The organism is Sphingomonas sp. SKA58 (assembly GCF_000153545.1).
GTDB classification, from domain to species: Bacteria; Pseudomonadota; Alphaproteobacteria; order Sphingomonadales; family Sphingomonadaceae; genus Sphingobium; species Sphingobium soli.
On the sequence record NZ_CH959306.1, the window covers coordinates 155,665 to 172,902 of the forward strand.

The 17,238-nt window shown below is 65.7% G+C and carries 18 protein-coding genes; 7 read left to right on the top strand and 11 right to left on the bottom strand.

Annotated features, from left to right (window positions below; all coding sequences use genetic code 11):
* Positions 1-5: 5 nt before the first annotated feature.
* From kduD to SKA58_RS01160, 8 genes are all read right to left on the bottom strand, one after another.
* Complete coding sequence (gene kduD, locus SKA58_RS01125; RefSeq protein ID WP_009820492.1) at positions 6-761, bottom strand: 2-dehydro-3-deoxy-D-gluconate 5-dehydrogenase KduD; 756 nt, start codon at positions 759-761, stop codon at positions 6-8.
* Between the two features lie 108 nt (positions 762-869).
* Positions 870-1,478, bottom strand: a complete 609-nt coding sequence (locus SKA58_RS01130; protein WP_009820493.1) for a LutC/YkgG family protein — start codon at positions 1,476-1,478, stop codon at positions 870-872.
* Positions 1,475-2,869 carry a lactate utilization protein B gene (locus tag SKA58_RS01135; RefSeq protein ID WP_009820494.1) on the bottom strand — a complete coding sequence of 465 codons (1,395 nt, stop codon included), beginning with the start codon at positions 2,867-2,869 and terminating at the stop codon, positions 1,475-1,477. Before SKA58_RS01135 ends, SKA58_RS01130 begins: the two co-directional genes overlap by 4 nt.
* Positions 2,866-3,621 (bottom strand): (Fe-S)-binding protein, encoded by a 756-nt coding sequence (locus SKA58_RS01140; RefSeq protein WP_009820495.1) that lies wholly within the window; start codon positions 3,619-3,621, stop codon positions 2,866-2,868. The genes SKA58_RS01135 and SKA58_RS01140 overlap by 4 nt, the downstream gene beginning before the upstream one ends.
* The gene (locus SKA58_RS01145; RefSeq protein WP_037541983.1) at positions 3,618-4,598 is read right to left on the bottom strand and encodes an alpha/beta hydrolase; all 981 of its coding nucleotides are present in this window, start codon (positions 4,596-4,598) and stop codon (positions 3,618-3,620) included. Before SKA58_RS01145 ends, SKA58_RS01140 begins: the two co-directional genes overlap by 4 nt.
* A gap of 2 nt (positions 4,599-4,600) precedes the next feature.
* Positions 4,601-5,407, bottom strand: a complete 807-nt coding sequence (locus tag SKA58_RS01150; protein WP_009820497.1) for a rhamnogalacturonan acetylesterase — start codon at positions 5,405-5,407, stop codon at positions 4,601-4,603.
* Positions 5,408-5,433: 26 nt separating this feature from the next.
* The gene (locus tag SKA58_RS01155) at positions 5,434-6,198 is read right to left on the bottom strand and encodes an SDR family NAD(P)-dependent oxidoreductase (protein ID WP_009820498.1); all 765 of its coding nucleotides are present in this window, start codon (positions 6,196-6,198) and stop codon (positions 5,434-5,436) included.
* Between the two features lie 19 nt (positions 6,199-6,217).
* A complete protein-coding gene (locus SKA58_RS01160; protein ID WP_037541985.1) occupies positions 6,218-7,084 on the bottom strand; it encodes an IclR family transcriptional regulator in 867 nt (288 codons plus the stop codon).
* 202 nt (positions 7,085-7,286) lie between these two features.
* Here SKA58_RS01160 and rhmD point away from each other — a divergent pair, with 202 nt between their 5' ends.
* The 7 genes from rhmD to SKA58_RS01195 all read left to right on the top strand — a co-directional run bounded on the left by rhmD (position 7,287) and on the right by SKA58_RS01195 (position 13,977).
* A complete protein-coding gene (gene rhmD / locus SKA58_RS01165; RefSeq protein ID WP_037542401.1) occupies positions 7,287-8,471 on the top strand; it encodes an L-rhamnonate dehydratase in 1,185 nt (394 codons plus the stop codon).
* A gap of 24 nt (positions 8,472-8,495) precedes the next feature.
* Positions 8,496-9,353 (top strand): fumarylacetoacetate hydrolase family protein, encoded by an 858-nt coding sequence (locus SKA58_RS01170; protein ID WP_009820501.1) that lies wholly within the window; start codon positions 8,496-8,498, stop codon positions 9,351-9,353.
* The gene (locus SKA58_RS01175; protein ID WP_009820502.1) at positions 9,350-10,099 is read left to right on the top strand and encodes an SDR family NAD(P)-dependent oxidoreductase; all 750 of its coding nucleotides are present in this window, start codon (positions 9,350-9,352) and stop codon (positions 10,097-10,099) included. The genes SKA58_RS01170 and SKA58_RS01175 overlap by 4 nt, the downstream gene beginning before the upstream one ends.
* A gap of 69 nt (positions 10,100-10,168) precedes the next feature.
* A complete protein-coding gene (locus tag SKA58_RS01180) occupies positions 10,169-11,071 on the top strand; it encodes an amidohydrolase family protein (protein ID WP_009820503.1) in 903 nt (300 codons plus the stop codon).
* Positions 11,068-12,132 carry an L-rhamnose/proton symporter RhaT gene (gene rhaT / locus SKA58_RS01185; protein WP_009820504.1) on the top strand — a complete coding sequence of 355 codons (1,065 nt, stop codon included), beginning with the start codon at positions 11,068-11,070 and terminating at the stop codon, positions 12,130-12,132. Before SKA58_RS01180 ends, rhaT begins: the two co-directional genes overlap by 4 nt.
* Entirely contained in the window at positions 12,132-13,172 is a 1,041-nt protein-coding gene (locus SKA58_RS01190) for a glycoside hydrolase family 43 protein (RefSeq protein WP_009820505.1), read from the top strand. The genes rhaT and SKA58_RS01190 overlap by 1 nt, the downstream gene beginning before the upstream one ends.
* On the top strand, positions 13,159-13,977 hold the full coding sequence (locus tag SKA58_RS01195; protein WP_037541989.1) for an alpha/beta hydrolase: 819 nt from the start codon (positions 13,159-13,161) through the stop codon (positions 13,975-13,977). Before SKA58_RS01190 ends, SKA58_RS01195 begins: the two co-directional genes overlap by 14 nt.
* A gap of 7 nt (positions 13,978-13,984) precedes the next feature.
* On the opposite strand, the gene SKA58_RS01200 is transcribed toward SKA58_RS01195, so the two are convergent.
* Genes SKA58_RS01200 through SKA58_RS01210 form a run of 3 tightly spaced genes read right to left on the bottom strand, consistent with a single transcriptional unit; the run spans position 13,985 to position 17,229 of the window.
* A complete protein-coding gene (locus SKA58_RS01200) occupies positions 13,985-15,028 on the bottom strand; it encodes a LacI family DNA-binding transcriptional regulator (RefSeq protein WP_009820507.1) in 1,044 nt (347 codons plus the stop codon).
* 48 nt (positions 15,029-15,076) lie between these two features.
* Entirely contained in the window at positions 15,077-16,048 is a 972-nt protein-coding gene (locus tag SKA58_RS01205) for a family 43 glycosylhydrolase (protein WP_009820508.1), read from the bottom strand.
* Positions 16,048-17,229, bottom strand: coding sequence for an SGNH/GDSL hydrolase family protein (locus SKA58_RS01210; protein WP_009820509.1), 1,182 nt, complete (start codon positions 17,227-17,229; stop codon positions 16,048-16,050). Before SKA58_RS01210 ends, SKA58_RS01205 begins: the two co-directional genes overlap by 1 nt.
* Positions 17,230-17,238 lie beyond the last annotated feature (9 nt).

The window sequence follows — 17,238 nt, forward strand, 5'->3', positions numbered from 1 at the left end:
GCCGATCAGCGCGCGAGCCAGCCGCCGTCGACGGCGAGCGTGTGGCCATGGATATAATCGGCGGCGCTGGACGCCAGGAACACGGCCGCGCCGCCAATGTCGGCGGGGTCGCCCCAGCGGCCAGCCGGGATGCGCTCCTGGATCTGGCGGTTGCGCGTCTCGTCGGCCTGGAGCGCGGCGGTGTTGTTGGTGGCGATATAGCCCGGCGCGATGGCGTTTACATTGACGCCCTTGGCGGCCCATTCGTTGGCGAGCAGCTTGGTCAGGCCCGCGACGCCACTCTTGGACGCGGTGTAGCTGGGCACGCGAATGCCGCCCTGGAAGGAAAGAAGCGAGGCGATGTTGATGATCTTGCCAGCGCCTTGGGCAAGCATGTGGCGACCGGCGGCCTGACAGAGGAAGAAGGTGGTCTTGAGATTGGTGTCGATCACCGCGTCCCAATCCTCCTCGGTGAAATCGACGCTGTCGGCGCGGCGGATGATGCCGGCATTGTTGACCAGTATGTCCAAGGCACCAAGCTTTTCCAGCGTTTCGTCGAGGACGCGCTGGACCGGTTCGATGGTCGAAAGGTCGGCCGAGATAATGTCCGCCCGGCGGCCGAGCGCGCGGACCTGATCGACCGTGTCCTGTGCGGGCGTGCGGCCGACGGCGGCGATATCCGCGCCAGCCTGCGCGAGCGACAGGGCAATGGCCTGGCCGATGCCGGTATTGGCGCCGGTGACGATCGCGGTCTTGCCATGAAGATCGAAGGGGGTGGTCATGCCGGGCAAGCCTCTTGCATAGGATAGGGACGCATCACACTATACGCTCCCCGTCGCAAAGTCCAAGAAAATTCCCGCAATATGGAATGATGTTCTAATATGCGGTCATCAAGCGCGCAACAGGATGACGTGCAGGAAGCGGGGGCCATGGGCGCCCCGGACATAGGTGCCCTCGATATCGGTGGTGCCAGATACGCCGGTGATCCAGTAATGGGCGCGCGGTTGCGCGCCGGGCAACGGCGCGTCCTCCAGATAGGGGGCGATGTCGCGCGTCGCCAGCAGCACGATGTGATGCAGGGCCAGGAAATTGGGCAGCATCGGCGCGGCCGGGCCGGTTTCGAAGACCAAAGATCCGGTTTCGGCGATGCCGCGCCGCGCGATGGCGAGCGCGGCGACTTCGGCAGGCGCGGCGACATCATGCAGGGTGAAACCGTTCCAGTCGCAAGAATCGAGCCGCGGATCGGGCGGCAGGCACAATGTCCGGTCCTCGCCCTGCGCATCGAGGTAGCGGCGAATAGCGGCGGGCAGGTCCGCCATGCTGTCGATCGCGTCATGGCTTGCGCTGACGCTGGGGAGGGCGAGGCGCGCGAGAAATTCGGCCTCCAGCGCGGCTTCGTCCACGGCCGGGCGTTCGGGCGCGACCAGCAGCGCGGCGGCCTGCGCCGCATCGGGCGCTGCGCCTTTCAGCCGGCCAAGGATGGCGTCGCGCGCGTTCATGGGCGGCGTTCCTTGCGATACTGCTCCATGAAGCTGCTGGCGGCGGGCCGGGGCATGGCGCGATGGCGGGTCCAGCCGCCCGCCAGCGGCAGTGTCTCGATCCAGCCGCGCCGACCCATCAGCCGCATCGCGCGCAGCGCAAGGCTGGTGACAAGGCGGTAGAGCGCCGGGCGACGCGCGACCCAGGCCCACAGGCCAAGGCCCATGCGCATGGAGGTCGGCTCCAGCCCTTCGCGCCAGCTTTTCTCCCGCCAGCCCTTCAGCAGGGTGGGGAGGGGGATGCGCACCGGGCAGACTTCCTGGCATTTGCCATTGAGCGTGCAGGCATGGACGAGGTCGCGATTGGGGGCGAGGCCATCGAGCGCGGGGGTCAGCACCGCGCCCATGGGACCGGGATAGGTGCCGCCATAGGCATGGCCGCCAATCTGGCGAAAAACGACGCAATGGTTCATGCACGCGCCACAGCGGATGCAGCGCAGCATATCCGCCAGCCCCTCCTCGCGCATTTTCGTGCGGCCATTGTCGACCAGCACGATGTGCATTTCTTCTGGCCCGTCGCGGTCGTCGGGACGTTTCGGGCCGGTATAGAAGGTCGTATATTGGGTGAGCGCCGCGCCGGTGGCGGAGCGCGCCAGCATGCGCAGCATATGCACGGCATGAGGCATGGACGGCACGATCTTTTCGATGCCCGCCGTCACGATATGGACACGTGGCGGCACTAGAGACAATTCGGCATTGCCTTCATTGGTGACGGTGCACACCGCGCCGCTATCGGCGATGAGGAAGTTGGCGCCCGATATGCCGACATCCGCGCCCAGCATCCGGTCGCGCAGTTCGCGCCGGGCGCTTTCGGCCATGGCGGCGATGCTGTCTTCCTCATGCGGGGTGCGATGTTTCGCCTTGAAGAGGGCCGACACCTGTTCGCGCGTCTTGTGCATGGCGGGCCAGATGATGTGCGACGGGCGCTCGTCGGCCAGCTGGATGATATGTTCGGCCAGGTCGGTTTCGATCCGGCCGATCCCGGCCTCCGCCAGGGCGTGGGGCAGGCCGATTTCCTCCCCCAGCATGGATTTGGAGCGGGCGACGGTCTTGGCGCTTGCTGCCTGGCAGAGGTCGATGACGATGCGGCAGGCTTCGTCGGCGGTGGCGGCCCAATGCACCTGCGCGCCCGCGGCGATGGCATTGGCCTCAAACTGTTCGAGATAATGGCCCAGATGGGCGATCACATGATCCTTGATCGCGGCGGCGCGGGTGCGCGCGGCGTCGAAATCAGGGAAGGCCGAGACGGCGAGCGTGCGCTTGGCCTCGGCGGTGCCGGCGGTACGCTCAACGGCTGTCTTGAGGAGCGGGTCGGCAAGCGCGGCGGCGGCGCGGGTGTCGAACCCGCTCATGGCTCCTCCCCGATGGCAGGACCATCGCCCATACCAGCAATCAATTCGATGGCGTGGAAGGCGCGCACCGTGCTGCCGTCACGATGCAGCTTTCCGGCCATGTTCATGAGGCAGCCAAGATCGCCCGCCAGCAGCAGGTCCGCGCCCGTCGCGTCGATGGCATCGGCCTTTTCGCCAACAATGGCATTGGAGATGGCGGGATATTTGACGCAGAAGGTGCCGCCAAAGCCGCAGCATGTCTCCTCGCCCGCCAGCGGCGCGAGCCTGAGGCCATCGATTGCCTTGAGCAGGCGGCGTGGTTGCGCCTTGATGCCCAGTTCCCGCAGCCCCGAGCAGCTATCATGATAGGTGGCGGTGGCGTCAATGCTGATGCTTTCGGGCTTCCAGCCCAGCACTTCGTCCAGATAGGCCATGACCTCGTAGGTTTTGGCGGCGACCGTCTGCGCGCGGGGGAGCCAGTCCGCGTCGCCTTCGAAGATTTCGGGATAATGGCAGCGGATGGTGCCGGCGCAGGAGCCGGACGGGACGACGACGGCCGCATAGGGTTCGAGCGCTTCGATCGTCTGTTTCGCCAGCGCGGCGGCATGGGCGTGGTCGCCGCTGTTGAGTGCGGGCTGGCCGCAGCAGGTCTGGCCCTGCGGCACGATCACGTCGCAACCGGCTGCTTCGAGCGCGCGGATCGCGGCGAAGCCGATGCGCGGGCGCATCAGGTCGACCAGGCAGGTGACGAAGAGGGCGACCTGCTGCGTCACAGGCCATGTCGTTTCGCGAAGTTGACGAACAGGTCGGGCCAGGGCGCGGGGGCGGCGGGCGGCGCAACCAGGCCAAAACCATGGCCGCCGCTTTCGAACAGGTGACATTCGCTGGCCACGCCCCTGGCGCGCAAGGCGGCGAGCATGGCGAGGCTGTTTTCCGGCGGCACGGCATTGTCGTCCAGCGCATGGGCGAGGAAGACGGGCGGGGTGCGATCGCTCACCTGCTGGTCGAGCGAGTAGGCGCGCATCCGCTGCGCTGAAGGATCGGGGCCGAGCAACTGGGTGCGTGATCCGGCGTGGACGAACGGCCCCTCCATCAAAATGACCGGATAGAGATAGGCGGCGAGTGCGGCGGCGATCGGTTCGCGGTCGACCGCGTCGACGGGCCGATAGCTGTCGACCGGCGCGCGGCTGGTGAGCCAGGCGGCGAGATGGCCGCCGGCGGAAAATCCCATGACGCCGACACGGCCGGCATCGAATTTCTCGCGCGCGGCCAGGCTGCGCACGACGCGCAATGCGCGCTGCGCGTCCTGTAGCGGGGCTTCCGGGCCGGCCGCCCAATTGTCGGCGGGCAGGCGGTACAGCAACGCGAAGCAGACATAGCCGGCCTGGGCGAAGCGGCGGGCGATAGCATAGCCTTCATGACCGATCGCGACGCGACTGTAGCCGCCGCCGGGAAACAGCAGCATCGCCGCGCCATTGGGTTTCGCCCCCACCGCTTCTGGCCGCAACATGGTGAGCGTGGGCGTGACGATATGGGCGAAGACGCCGTCGTCCGGCCCGCTGTCAGGGCGGCGCAGCGTCTCGACTTCCTGCACCGTCACCTTTTCACCGCCCGGCGCCTTGCCCGGCCAGATGGGAAATCGCGTGAAGCCCTTTGGCAGCGGAAAGCTCTGCGCCATTGCCGGGGCGGCGGAAAGGGCGGCGCCGGCAAGCGCGCCGGCCATCAGGGTGCGGCGGTCGAAATCGGGCATGGTCACTGGCACTCCGTGCTGCCGAGCGGGGTGGTGCGGGTCAGCGCGGGACGCGGCGCAAGCACCTTGGCCGAGATGGACAGGTTCAGCGCCTTGAGGCCGCCGGCGACGAGATTGGCGACTTGCCGCGCACCCAGCTCGCTGAAATGCGTGTCGTCATCGACGCCCTTGGGGAAGCCGGGGGCGTGGTCCTGCGGGCTGTAGTGAAGATAATAGGCTTTCGATCCGTCGCGCCCGGCGCGGTTCACCCAGGCGCGCGAAAGCGATTCCAGATCAATGAGCGGCGTGTCGGTGCTGGCCGCCAGTTCGCGCACCACCGCGCTATAGTCGGCGAAATCCGCCTTGGCCCGACCGTCCGCCCCGAAACTGCGGCGCGCGACGGGCGTGAGGAGCACCGGATGGCCACCCGCGATGCGCACGTCCCAGATGAAGCGCAGCAGATTGTCGCGATACTCGGTACGGGCCGGCGCCCAACGCTCGGGCTTGGCGCGATAGGCGTCATTATGGCCGAACTGAATGAGCACCGTGTCGCCCGGCATCATGTCGGCCAGCAGCGCCTGCCATCGTCCTTCGCCAAGGAAGGTGCGGGTGGAGCGGCCGCCCATCGCATGGTTGAGCACCCGCACGTCGGGCGCCAGGCCGCATTGCAGCATCTGGCCCCAGCCGGTCTGCGGATAGCGATCGCCTGTGTAGGCGGAGGCCGTCGAATCACCGGCGATCAGGATGGTGTCGCCCGGCCGCGCGGCCTGCGCGGGCAGGGGCGCCAGCAGGGCCGCGAAGGCGATGACGGCTTTCTGGGCAATCCTCATGCTGCGATCTTTTCCACCGATGAAGGTTACTGCAAATTCACATACATGCCGCCGTCGACCAGCAGCGCAGCGCCGGTGACATAAGCGGCCATGTCGGAGGCGAGGAAGACGATCGGTCCGGCCAGGTCTTCGGGTGCGCCGAGACGACCGAGTGGGGTGCGGGCTTCCATATATTCCCGCTTTTCCTGGTCGGCGAGGTCGTCCTTGTTGATTTCGGTGAGGATGGTGCCGGGCAGGACGCTGTTGCAGCGAATGCCATGCTTGCCGAGCGCGATCGCCGTGGACTGCATCAGCGAGTGCACGCCCGCCTTGGTCGGGGTATAGTGGGTCTGATATTCGCCGCCGACCAGCGCCGAGATGGACGACACGGCGACGATCGAACCGCCATGCCCTTGCCTGACCATCTGCTGCGCAGCCGCCTGCACCATGAAATAGGCGCCATGCAGGTTCACCTTGAACGTGCGTTCCACCACATCGACCGGCATGTCGAGAAAGGCGTGGAAGGGGCAGATGCCGGCGTTGCTGACCATCACGTCCACCTTGCCGAAGGTTTCGACGGCCTTCGCCACGAAGTCCTGCGCGGTCTGCGGATCGGCGACATCGCCCTTCACCGCGATGGCGCGCTGGCCCAGCGCCTCGATCTCTGCAACGCAGCTTTGCGCGGGACCGTCGCTATGCGCGTAGTTGATCGCGACATCGGCACCATGCTGCGCAGCGCCGATGGCGGCGGCGCGGCCGATGCCGGTCGATGCGCCGGTGACGAGGACGGTCTTGCCTTCAAGCAGCTTCATGGGGGCGTTTCCTTGACTGTTAGCGCCGCACCGGGCGGCGGGGGGATTTGACGCCGGGGGTCCAGCCCAGGTCGGCACTGACTTTCTGCGCGGTGGCGCGGACATCTTCGGTCAGCATGTCCATCCGCGCGTCGTCCATATATTGCGCCGCGCTCGACAGGCTGATGGCGGCGACGATCGCGCCGGACGCATCGCGGATGGGGGCGGCGACGCAGCGTATCTGATCCTCATTTTCCTCCAGGTCGAAGGCGCGGCCGGCGGCGGCATAGCCGCGCATGCGTTCGACCCACAGGTCATAGTCGATCGGATGCGTGCCGGCCGCCTGATCGGCGTCGAACAGGCGTCTCCAATTGGCTTCCGGGTCATCGAGCAGCAGCGCCTTGCCAAGGCCGGTGGAGGTGAGCGGCTGGCGATCGCCGATACGACTGGAGATTTCGACCCGGCGGCGGCCGGGTATCTTGTCGAGATAGAGGGCATGGTCGCTGTCGAGCCGGCCGAGATGCACGACATCCTCGCTCGCGGCGGCAAGCGCTTCGAGATGAGGGCGGGCGATCTGCACCACGTCGGTCTGGCTTTGCGCGAGGAAGCCGAGCTGCAACAGCTTTGGCCCCAGTTGATAGCCTTCGCGCGGCAGGAAGGTGAGGAAGCCGCGATCAACCAGCGCATTGGCGAGCCGATGCGTGGTCGAGCGGGTGAGGCCCATGCGCTCGGACAGGTCGGCGAGCCTGACCGGACCGTCGATCACCTGGTCCAGCAGGTCGAGCCCGCGTTGCAGCGTTTGCGATCCCGAAGCGCGCGCCGGTTCGGCCTTTTCGCTGCCGTCCGCCATGCCCTTTTGCCCTCCCGTCTTTTGTCCCGATTCAGGGTTTGACGAATTTTGTCTCATCTACTAACACTCTATCCCACAAAATGAGAAAAACAAGGGTGAAGGAGGGGCCGACATGATTCTTCTCGATCGCGCCAGACCCTCATGCTCGTCCAGATTGGGGCGAGTTCGCCCGTATTTGCAATGAATTGCCGCACTGGCCCGGACGATCGGGCAGCGGGTCGGGTTCAATTGGGGTTCAAGGAGTGACTGCGTGCCGATCGTGAGCTTGCCAAAGATCAAACATGTCCGGGCCTTTACCGTACGCGGCGGCGGCGCGGATTATCATGACCAGGGCGAGGGCCACTGGATCGACGATCATATCGCGACGCCCATGTCGCGCTATCCCGACTATCGCCAGTCGCGCCAGAGCTTCGGCATCAATGTGCTGGGCACGCTGGTGGTGGAAATCGAGGCGGAGGACGGCACCGTCGGCTTCGCTGTCACCACCGGGGGCGAGCCGGCCGCCTATATCGTCGAAAAGCATCTCGCCCGCTTCCTGGAGGGGCGCGCGCCTACCGATTACGAGAAGATCTGGGATCAGATGTATTTCTCGACCCAATATTACGGCCGCAAGGGGCTGGTGGTGAACGCCATCTCCGGCGTCGACCTGGCGCTGTGGGATTTGCTGGGCAAGCTGCGGCAGGAGCCGGTCTATCATCTGCTGGGCGGCGCGGTGCGCGACGAACTGCAATTCTACGCCACCGGCGCACGGCCGGACAAGGCGAAGGAATTCGGCTTCATCGGCGGCAAGATGCCATTGCACCATGGCCCGGCCGAAGGCGTTGAGGGCTTGAAGAAAAACATCGCCGAACTGGCCGACATGCGCTCGAAGGTCGGCGATGATTTCTGGTTGATGTGGGATTGCTGGATGGCGCTGGACGTCGACTATGCGACCCGCCTTGCCATCGCCGCCCATGACTTTGGCCTCAAATGGATCGAAGAGGCGATCAGCCCGGACGATTATTGGGGCTACCAGCAGCTCAAGCGCAACGTGCCCAAGGGCATGCTGGTCACCACTGGCGAGCATGAAGCGACCCGCTGGGGCTTTCGCATGCTGATGGAGATGGACTGCTGCGACATCATCCAGCCCGACGTCGGCTGGTGCGGCGGCGTGACCGAATTGCTAAAGATCAGCGCGCTGGCCGACGCCCATGGCAAGATGGTCGTGCCGCACGGATCGTCCGTCTACAGCTATCACTTCGTCATTACCCGGCATAATTCGCCCTTCGCCGAGTTCCTGATGATGCATCCTGGACCGACCGAGGTTGTGCCGATGTTCCACCCCCAATTGCTGGGCGAGCCCGTGCCGGACAATGGCCGGATGAAGGTGAGCGCGCTCGACAAGCCGGGCTTTGGCGTCGACCTCAACCCCGACATCGCGATGCATCGCCCTTACACCCATTGATCCGACAGAAGAGAGACTGACCCCATGAAATTCTGCCGTTTTGGCCAGCGTGGCCAGGAAAAGCCCGGTATCATCGATGCCGATGGCAAGATCCGCGACCTGTCGGGCGTGGTGCCCGAACTGACGATCGAAGCGCTGGCCGCCGCGAAGGGCGCGGATGTCGCGTCGCTGCCGCTGGTCGAGGGCGAACCGCGCTATGGCGTGCCGGTCAAGGGCATCGGCAAGATCGTCGCCATCGGCCTCAATTATGAGGACCATGCGATCGAATCGAACCTGCCGATCCCGACCGAGCCGATGATGTTCATGAAGGCGCTATCCTCGCTCAACGGCCCCAATGACGAAGTCGTGCTGCCGAAGAACAGCACCCACGGCGACTGGGAAGTCGAACTGGGCGTGGTGATCGGCGAAACCTGCCGCTTCGTCAGCGAAGATGAGGCGCTGTCCAAAGTCGCGGGCTATGTCCTGGTCAACGACGTGTCGGAGCGCTTCAACCAGAAGCAGCGCGGCACGCAATGGTCCAAGGGCAAGGGCCACGATACTTTCTGCCCGGTCGGCCCCTGGCTGGTGACGCCCGACGAAGTGGGCGATCCGCAGGATCTGGACATGCATCTGAACGTCAATGGGACACGGATGCAGACCGGCAATACGAAGACGATGATCTTCAATGTCGCGCAGCTGATCTCCTATGTCAGCGAATATATCACCCTTTATCCCGGCGACCTGATGATCACCGGCACGCCGCCGGGGGTGGGCGAGGGCAAGAAGCCGCAAGCCATCTACCTCAAGGCCGGCGACGTCATGGAACTGGGCATCGAGAAGCTGGGCACGCAGCGCCAGCAGGTGTCGGAATGGCGCCACCTGGGCGACGAGGTGTTCGGATGAGCGTTTTTGCCGGACGTTATGCAGGCCGCTGCGCCATCGTCACCGGGGGCGCGTCGGGGCTGGGCAAACAGGTCGCCGCGCGCATCATTGCCGAAGGCGGCGCGGTAGCGCTGTGGGACCTGAACGGCGATGCGCTGGCGGCGACGCAGGCGGAGATCGACGCGACCCATGTGGTCGCGCTGGATGTGTCAGACCATGCCGCCGTCGCGGCCGCCGCCAAGGACAGCGCAGCAGCCTTGGGCAAGGTGGATATCCTCATTTGTTCGGCCGGGATCACGGGGGCAACCGTACCTGTCTGGGAATTTCCGGTCGATAGTTTCCAGCGGGTGATCGACATCAACCTCAACGGCCTGTTCTATTGCAACCGGGAAGTCGTGCCGTTCATGCTCGAAAATGGCTATGGCCGGATCGTGAACCTCGCCTCGGTCGCGGGCAAGGAGGGCAATCCCAACGCCAGCGCCTATAGCGCGAGCAAGGCGGGCGTGATCGGCTTCACCAAGAGCCTGGGCAAGGAACTGGCGGGCAAGGGCGTGATCGCCAATGCGCTGACCCCCGCGACCTTCGAAAGCCCGATCCTTGACCAGCTGCCGCAAAGCCAAGTCGATTATATGCGATCGAAAATCCCGATGGGACGCCTTGGCTTGGTCGAGGAATCGGCCGCCATGGTCTGCTTCATGGCCAGCGAGGAATGCAGCTTCACCACGGCGTCGACCTTCGACACGTCGGGCGGGCGCACGACCTTCTGAATTGCAAAGCCACGCGGCGCGACCGGCCGGAAGAGCCGGAGCGCCGGATGTCCATGACGGGAGAGGTTCATGATCCCCTTTGTCGATGCGCATATCCATCTGTGGGACCTGAACCACATACGCTATGACTGGCTGAGCCCGCCCTTTTCCGACGAGGGGCCGAACGGCAGTGTCGAGGCGATCGCGCAGGATTATGGCGTCGCCCAATATCGCGCCGACCTGGCCCGCTGGAATGTCGTGGGCGCGGTGCATGTCGATGCGGGCGCGGCGGCGGACAGCGCGCTGCGCGAGACGCAGTGGCTGGACGGCCTCGCCCGGATCGAAGGCCTGCCGACCGGCATCGTCGCCTTTGCCGCGCTCAACGATCCGGACGTCGACGCGCTGCTGGCCGCGCAGGCCACACATCCGCGCGTCAGGGGCATCCGCCATATCGTCAACTGGCATGCCGACCCGCAGCGGACCTATGGCCCGGTCGACCTGACCGTCGATCCGCAGTGGCAGGCGGGCTATGCGCTGCTCGCCAAATATGGCCTGTCGTTCGACCTGCAATGCTATCCGGGGCAGATGCCGGGCCTCGTCCCGCTGATCGAGCGGCATCCCGACATTCCCGTCATCATCAACCATATGGGCATGCCGGTCCTTACCGACCCTGATGGACTGTCGGATTGGCGCGCGGGCATGAAGGCGCTCAGCCGCCTGCCCCATGTCGCGGTCAAGCTGTCGGGCATGGGCTTCATCCGGCGCGACTGGAGCCGCGAGACGATCGGGCATCTGGTGCGCGAGACAATCGACCTATTCGGCGTCGAACGGTGCATGTTCGCCAGCGATATGCCGACCGACAAACTGTTCTCGCCCATCGACCGCTATATGGAAGCCTATCACGCCATCGTCGCGGATTTTCCGGAAGCCGACCGCCGCGCACTGTTCGGCGACAACGCCAATCGCCTTTATCGCCTGGAACTTGACCTATGATCGGAAATCCACTGCTCGGTGTCCTCTTCCACTGGTTGGGCGGTCTCGCTTCGGCCAGCTTCTACGTGCCTTATCGCGGCGTAAAGCGTTGGAACTGGGAGATATTCTGGCTGACGGGGGGCCTGTTTTCCTGGGTGATCGCGCCCTGGTTCTTCGCCTCGATCCAGACCAGCGACCTGATGGGTGTGATGGCCCAGGTGCCTTCGTCCGTGGTTGGCTGGTGTGTGTTCTTCGGCTTCCTCTGGGGCTTTGGCGGCCTCACCTATGGCCTTACCATGCGGTATCTCGGCCTATCGCTCGGCATGGCGGTGGTGCTGGGCCTGTGCACAGTGTTCGGCACATTGATCCCCCCCATCGTCGAGGGCACGTTCATAACGGAGATTGCCGGCACGCTACACGGTCAGATCGTGCTGCTCGGCCTTGCCGTCACGATATTGGGCATCGTCGTCGTCGCTATGGCCGGCGCGCGCAAGGATGCAGCGTTATCGGCCGATCAGAAGGCCGCAGCCGTCGCAGAGTTCGATTTCAAGAAGGGCATCGCGGTCGCCATCTTCTCCGGCATCATGTCCAGTTGCTTTGCCTTCGGACTTGCAGCCGGGCAGCCGGTGAATGAACTCAGCCGTGCGGCGGGCACCGGACCGCTGTGGGTCGGCCTGCCGACGCTCTGCATCGTCATGTTCGGCGGCCTGATCACCAATGCACTCTGGTGCGCCTGGCTCATCAGGAAGAACAAGTCGGCAGGCCAATGGGTTGGTGCGGCGGATGCGTCGGGTCAACGCCCCGCATTGCTCCCCAATTTCCTGCTCTGTGCGCTCGCCGGCACGGCCTGGTATTTCCAGTTCTTCTTCTACACCATGGGCGAAAGCCAGATGGGTCGCTTCGGCTTTTCCAGCTGGACGCTGCACATGGCGTCGATCATCATCTTCGGCACCTGCTGGGGCTTTGCCTTTCGCGAGTGGAAGGACGCGGCGCCCGCCGTGCGGCGCATGGTGTGGAGCGGCGTTGGCCTGCTGATCCTGGCGACGATCATCATCGGCTATGGCAACAGGCTGGCGATGTGATGCGCTGGACGCTCGTCGCCGCCCTGCTGCTGGGCCTTGCCGCGCCCGCGGCGGCCGACGCGCCATTGCTGACGTCGCACCTGCGCATTCACGACCCCTGGGTGGTGGCGGACGACGCGAACCGGACCTACTGGCTGTTTTCGAAGAATGACCCGGCGGTCACGGGCGATCGGCGGGTCGGCATCATGGCCTATGCCAGCGGCGACCTGGCCCATTGGCAAAGGCCCAGGCTGGTATTCGCCCTGCCGCAGGGCAGCTGGGCCGATGATGGCGGCTGGGCGCCCGAAGTGCATCGCTGGAAGGGTCGCTGGTATCTGTTCGCGACCTTTCACAATGAAAAAGCGGCCCTGCCGGCCAAGTCCAAACGCCCGCTTTACCGGCGCGCGACCCTGCTGGCGGTGGCCGACCGGATTGAGGGGCCTTATGTCCTTATCAATCGCGGAGAGCCGCCGACGCCGGTGGATGCCATGACGCTGGACGGCACGCTGCATATTGATGCGGCGGGCAAGCCCTGGATGGTTTATGCGCATGAATGGCTGCAACTGAGGGTCGGCACGATGGAGGCGCTGCCGCTGAAGGACGATCTGTCGCCCGCCGGCAAGCCGCGCGTCCTGTTCCGGGCCGACGCCGCCGACTGGGTGGTGGGGCAGACGCAGCCCGAAGGCGATACCGGCTATGTCACCGACGGGCCGGAGTTGTTCCGCACGAAGACTGGCACGCTGCTGATGCTCTGGTCGAGCTGGGGCAAGGACGGTTATGTCCAGGCGCAGGCGCGATCGACCAGCGGGACACTGGCGGGGCCGTGGGAGCAATTGGGGCCGCTGATCGAGCGGGACAGCGGGCATGGCATGCTGTTTCGCGCATTCGATGGGCGGCTGATGCTGGTGCTGCACCGCCCGTTCAAGCGCGCCTTGGCGAAATTCTATGAAATGCGTGACGCGGGCGACCGGCTGGAGGTGGTGCGCGAAGCGGTGGAATTGGATGGCGAGGCCTATCCCACCCATGGCTGCCCGATGGAAGCGCGCGATGCTGGCTGCTGATCTGATCTGGCCGCTGCACGGGGCGGCCAGCGGCGCATTCACGCTGGAGGATGACGCCGCAGCGCCCGAGGCCGCCGTCGTCAGCGCCGTCGAACGACCGGTGCTGCTGGGCTATGCACCTGAACACCCCAATGGTCGGGCGATGCTGGTGCTGGGCGGTGGCGGGTACACCGCGCTGATGGCAGGACGGGAGGGCGTGCAGGTCGCGCGCTGGCTGAATGGCCTTGGCTATCATGCCTTCGTTCTGATCCACCGCTTTCCCCATGCCGGGACCGGGCCGGCGGCCCCGCTGGACGACGCAATGGCGGCGATGGCGATGATCCGTCGCAGCGGCCTTGCCGATCGGGGGCTGGGCGTCGTCGGCCTTTCGTCGGGTGGTCATCTCGCCGCCTGCCTGGCGGCCGCCTATCCTGCCGAATGGGGGACAGGGACACCACAGCGGCCGGACATCATGGTGATCGGCTATGCGCCCATTTCCACCAATGCCCGCGGGCGGACGATCATCGCCGACAAGCCGCCGCTGCCGCCGGTGGAAAAGCAGGCGCTGTATGATGCATTGCAGCCCGACGCGCAGTTGCTGGCCGGTCCCCCGCCCGCCTTCATCGTCTATGCCGGCAATGATCCGGTGGTGCCGGTGGACAATGCCCATCGGCTGGCAGGGGCATGGCGCGATGCGGGCGGACGCGCGGAGTTGCATGTCTTTGCCGACGCGCCGCATGGCTTTGCGCTCGATACGCCCGACTTGCCGGTGTCGCTATGGCCGCGCCTGTGCGAAGCATGGTTGCGTCAGGAAGGGTTCCTGTGAGCCGGGGTCAATGCCGGGCGGGCACGGCGTCGGACTGGCGGCGGATGAGCTGATAGTCGAGTTTCACAGCGGCGATGCTGCCCGCGCTGCCTTCGTCCTGGCTGCGGAACCGCATGGCGAGGAGACCGATCGCTTCGCGGCTCATGTCGCGGATGGGCTGGCGAATGGTGGTCAGCGCGGGCCAGATGGCGCTGGCGAGCGGCGTGTCGTCGAAACCGCAGATGCTGATGTCACCAGGCACGTTCAGCCGGCGCTGATGCGCGACGGTGATGGCGGCCGCCGCCATATCATCATTACAGGCGAAAATCGCGGTCGGTGGCGTTGCAAGGCCGAGCAATAGTTCGGCCGCGTCCAATCCCGAGCGGAAGGAAAAGTCGCCCGCCGCCACCAGCGCGTCATCGACCGCGATGCCATGATCCGCCAGGCAGTCGCGAAACCCTTGTAGCCGCCGGGCGCTGGCGCGGTGACGCGGATTGCCCTCGATAAAGCCGATGCGGCGGTGGCCAAGGTCGATCAGGTGGCGGGCAAGATCATAGGCGGCATGTCTATCGTCCGTGCCGACCGACAGCCGGTCCGGGCCGTCTCTGTCGGGCGCGATCGCCACGACGGCGATGTCGCGCTGGGTCAGGAGATCGACCAGTTCCGACCAGTCGCACAGCGGCGGGGGCAGGATGACACCGGCCACATGCGCCTGCGCGACCTGATCGACCACCTCCTGCGCGGAGGCGCCGGGCGCACATTGTTCGACCACCAGATGCAGGTGACGCTGGGGCGCTTCAGCCAGAGCGCCGAGCAGCAATTCGCCAAGATAGGCCGATGTGGTGCTGTTGCTGTGGAGCAGGGCGACGCGCCGGTCGGCGCTGCCTGCCAATGCGCGCGCGGACGCATTGGGAACATAGCCCAGCGCCTCCACCGCGCGCGCCACGGCCTGCCGCGCGCTGGGACTGACCAGCGCCTTGCCGTTTATGGCGCGCGATGCGGTCATGACCGATACGCCGGCACGGGCGGCGACATCCTTGATCGTGGGCGGCTTGCGGTCGTTTCTCTGCATCGTGACCGATCCTTAGCCATTTTACAGGCAAAGGAAAATCGGCCCTGATCAGGGGGTCAGGCGGATCGTGACGGGGGCGTTGCGATCGACGCTGATGATACCGCTCTTTTCCTGGAGTTCGGCAATCTGAATAACGGATCGGCGATGCCATTCAGGGTCGGCCTTCGCCTCATCCTCGCCATCCTGATGGACGAAATAGAGAATATAGGCCCGGTCGCCGGCAACAACGATGTCGGGATGCTGGCCCTTTGCGCGATCAGTGGGGTGGCGGCCAGACGTGCCTAGAATATGGCCGGGCTGCGTGATCCAATTGTCGCCGCTATCGTCGGATCGCATGACCAGCAGCCCTTTCCACGCGTCGGAAATGAGCCAGGTGCGCCCCTTCCAGCGAAAGGCCTTGGGGCCTTCGCCCGGCGTCTGCGTCAGCCGCTTCCCGACCGTCCAGTGGACAAGGTCCGGGCTGTCGGCGGTGACGATCGCCTTGTTCTGCCGCTCATCATTGAAAAAGAGGCGGTAGTGGCTCTGGCCCAGCGCCAGCACGCTGGCGTCGATGACGCGGTCCGACCCGAGATCGAGCCGGTCGCCGCAAGTCCATGACGCAAGATCGGGGCTGGTCAGATGGACGATGTAGCGCGGCGCATTCCAGTCGCGAAAGACGCCGGGCACGACCGTCAGCCACATATGCCACTGGCCCGCCAGCCATTGCACTTCGGGCGCCCACAAGGTGGGACCGGTGCAGCCTTGGGGAATATCGGCCGTGCCGCTGTACCGCCACTGCGCGCCGTCCTTCGACCGCGCGGTGCCGATCGCGGTGCCATGCACCCAGCGCACATCCTTTTCGTCGGCGCGGGGCAGGTCGGCGCGGCGATTGGTGTAGAACATCACCCATTCGCCCGCCGCCTTGTCGTAGACGGTCGATGCGTCCGCCGCGCCGTCATGCACCGGGTCGCGATAGAGCGGTTTTGGCGCAACCGGCGCGCTGGATGCCGCCATCGCCATCACCAACAGCGATGCGATCATCACAGCAGGGCCAGGTCGATGGCGTCGGCCATGACGGCAAAGCCCGCATCATTGGGATGCAGCGCGTCGCCCACATCATAGGGCTTGGCCATGCGCGCGGGGTCGGCCGGATCGGCGACCGCCTTGGCGAGATCGACATGGCCATCCGCTTCAGTGGTGGTGCGGATCCAGTCATTGACGGCGACGCGCGTAGCCTCCCCCTGTTCGCTCCAATAGCCAGCGCCCTTATAGGGCAGGATGGTGGCCAGGATCACCTTCACGCCGCGACCATGGGCGCGCGCGATCATCTGCCGATAGGCGCCGATGATGGTCGCAGGCGGCAGCATGGGGCGTTGTTCGCGCGCGGCCGCGCCCAGATCATTGACGCCTTCCAGGATGATGACATGGCTGACGCCCGGTACCGCCAGCACATCGCTGTCGAAGCGCGCAAGGGCGTTATACCCATCGGCTTCGGATAGCAGGCGGTTGGCGCTGATGCCGGCATTGGCGACACCGGTCAGCGTCATGCCAGCCTTTTGCAGGCGTTCGGCCAGCAGGTCGGGCCAGCGGCGATTGCTGTCGGGCGTGGCGCGCACCCCGTCGGTGATGGAATCGCCCAGGGTGACGATGGTGCGGGCGGGTTTTCGGTTTTCGACCTCCACGCCGGCAATGATGACGCGCGGGCCGAGCGTTGTCGTGTCAGTCATGCGCGGCGCGGCGGTCTGGTCGCCCGGCGCGGTCCAGCCGGTGGCGGCCGAATAGCTGTGCACGGTGGCGTCCGGCGCGCCCCGGGGCAGGTGAATGCTGATGGTGAGGCGGGTCAGCGGCTTGACCGGCATCGCGATCGGGTCGCTTAGCAGCGGCGCGCGGGCGGGGATGGTCGCGCCCTGGGCCTGATTGAAGGTCACGACATGGTCGGTGCCGGGCAGCGTTTCGCCATTGTCGCCGGCCAGCGCGACATGGACCGCGCCGAGCAGCAGGGGCTGGGTCGACATCTCGTTTGAGAGGCGCAGACGGATACGCGTCCCTCCGGTTGATATGCGCACCACCTGCCGCAATGTGCGATTGCCAAGGTCGGGGCGCTTTTCCGGTGGCGTGCGGGACACCAAGGGCGCGGCCATCCAGCTGCGCGACCAGCTTTGCGCTTGGGCGGGCGCAGCGGACAGGGCCAGCAACAGGCCGATGGATAGAAGGCTGCGCATCCTTGATAT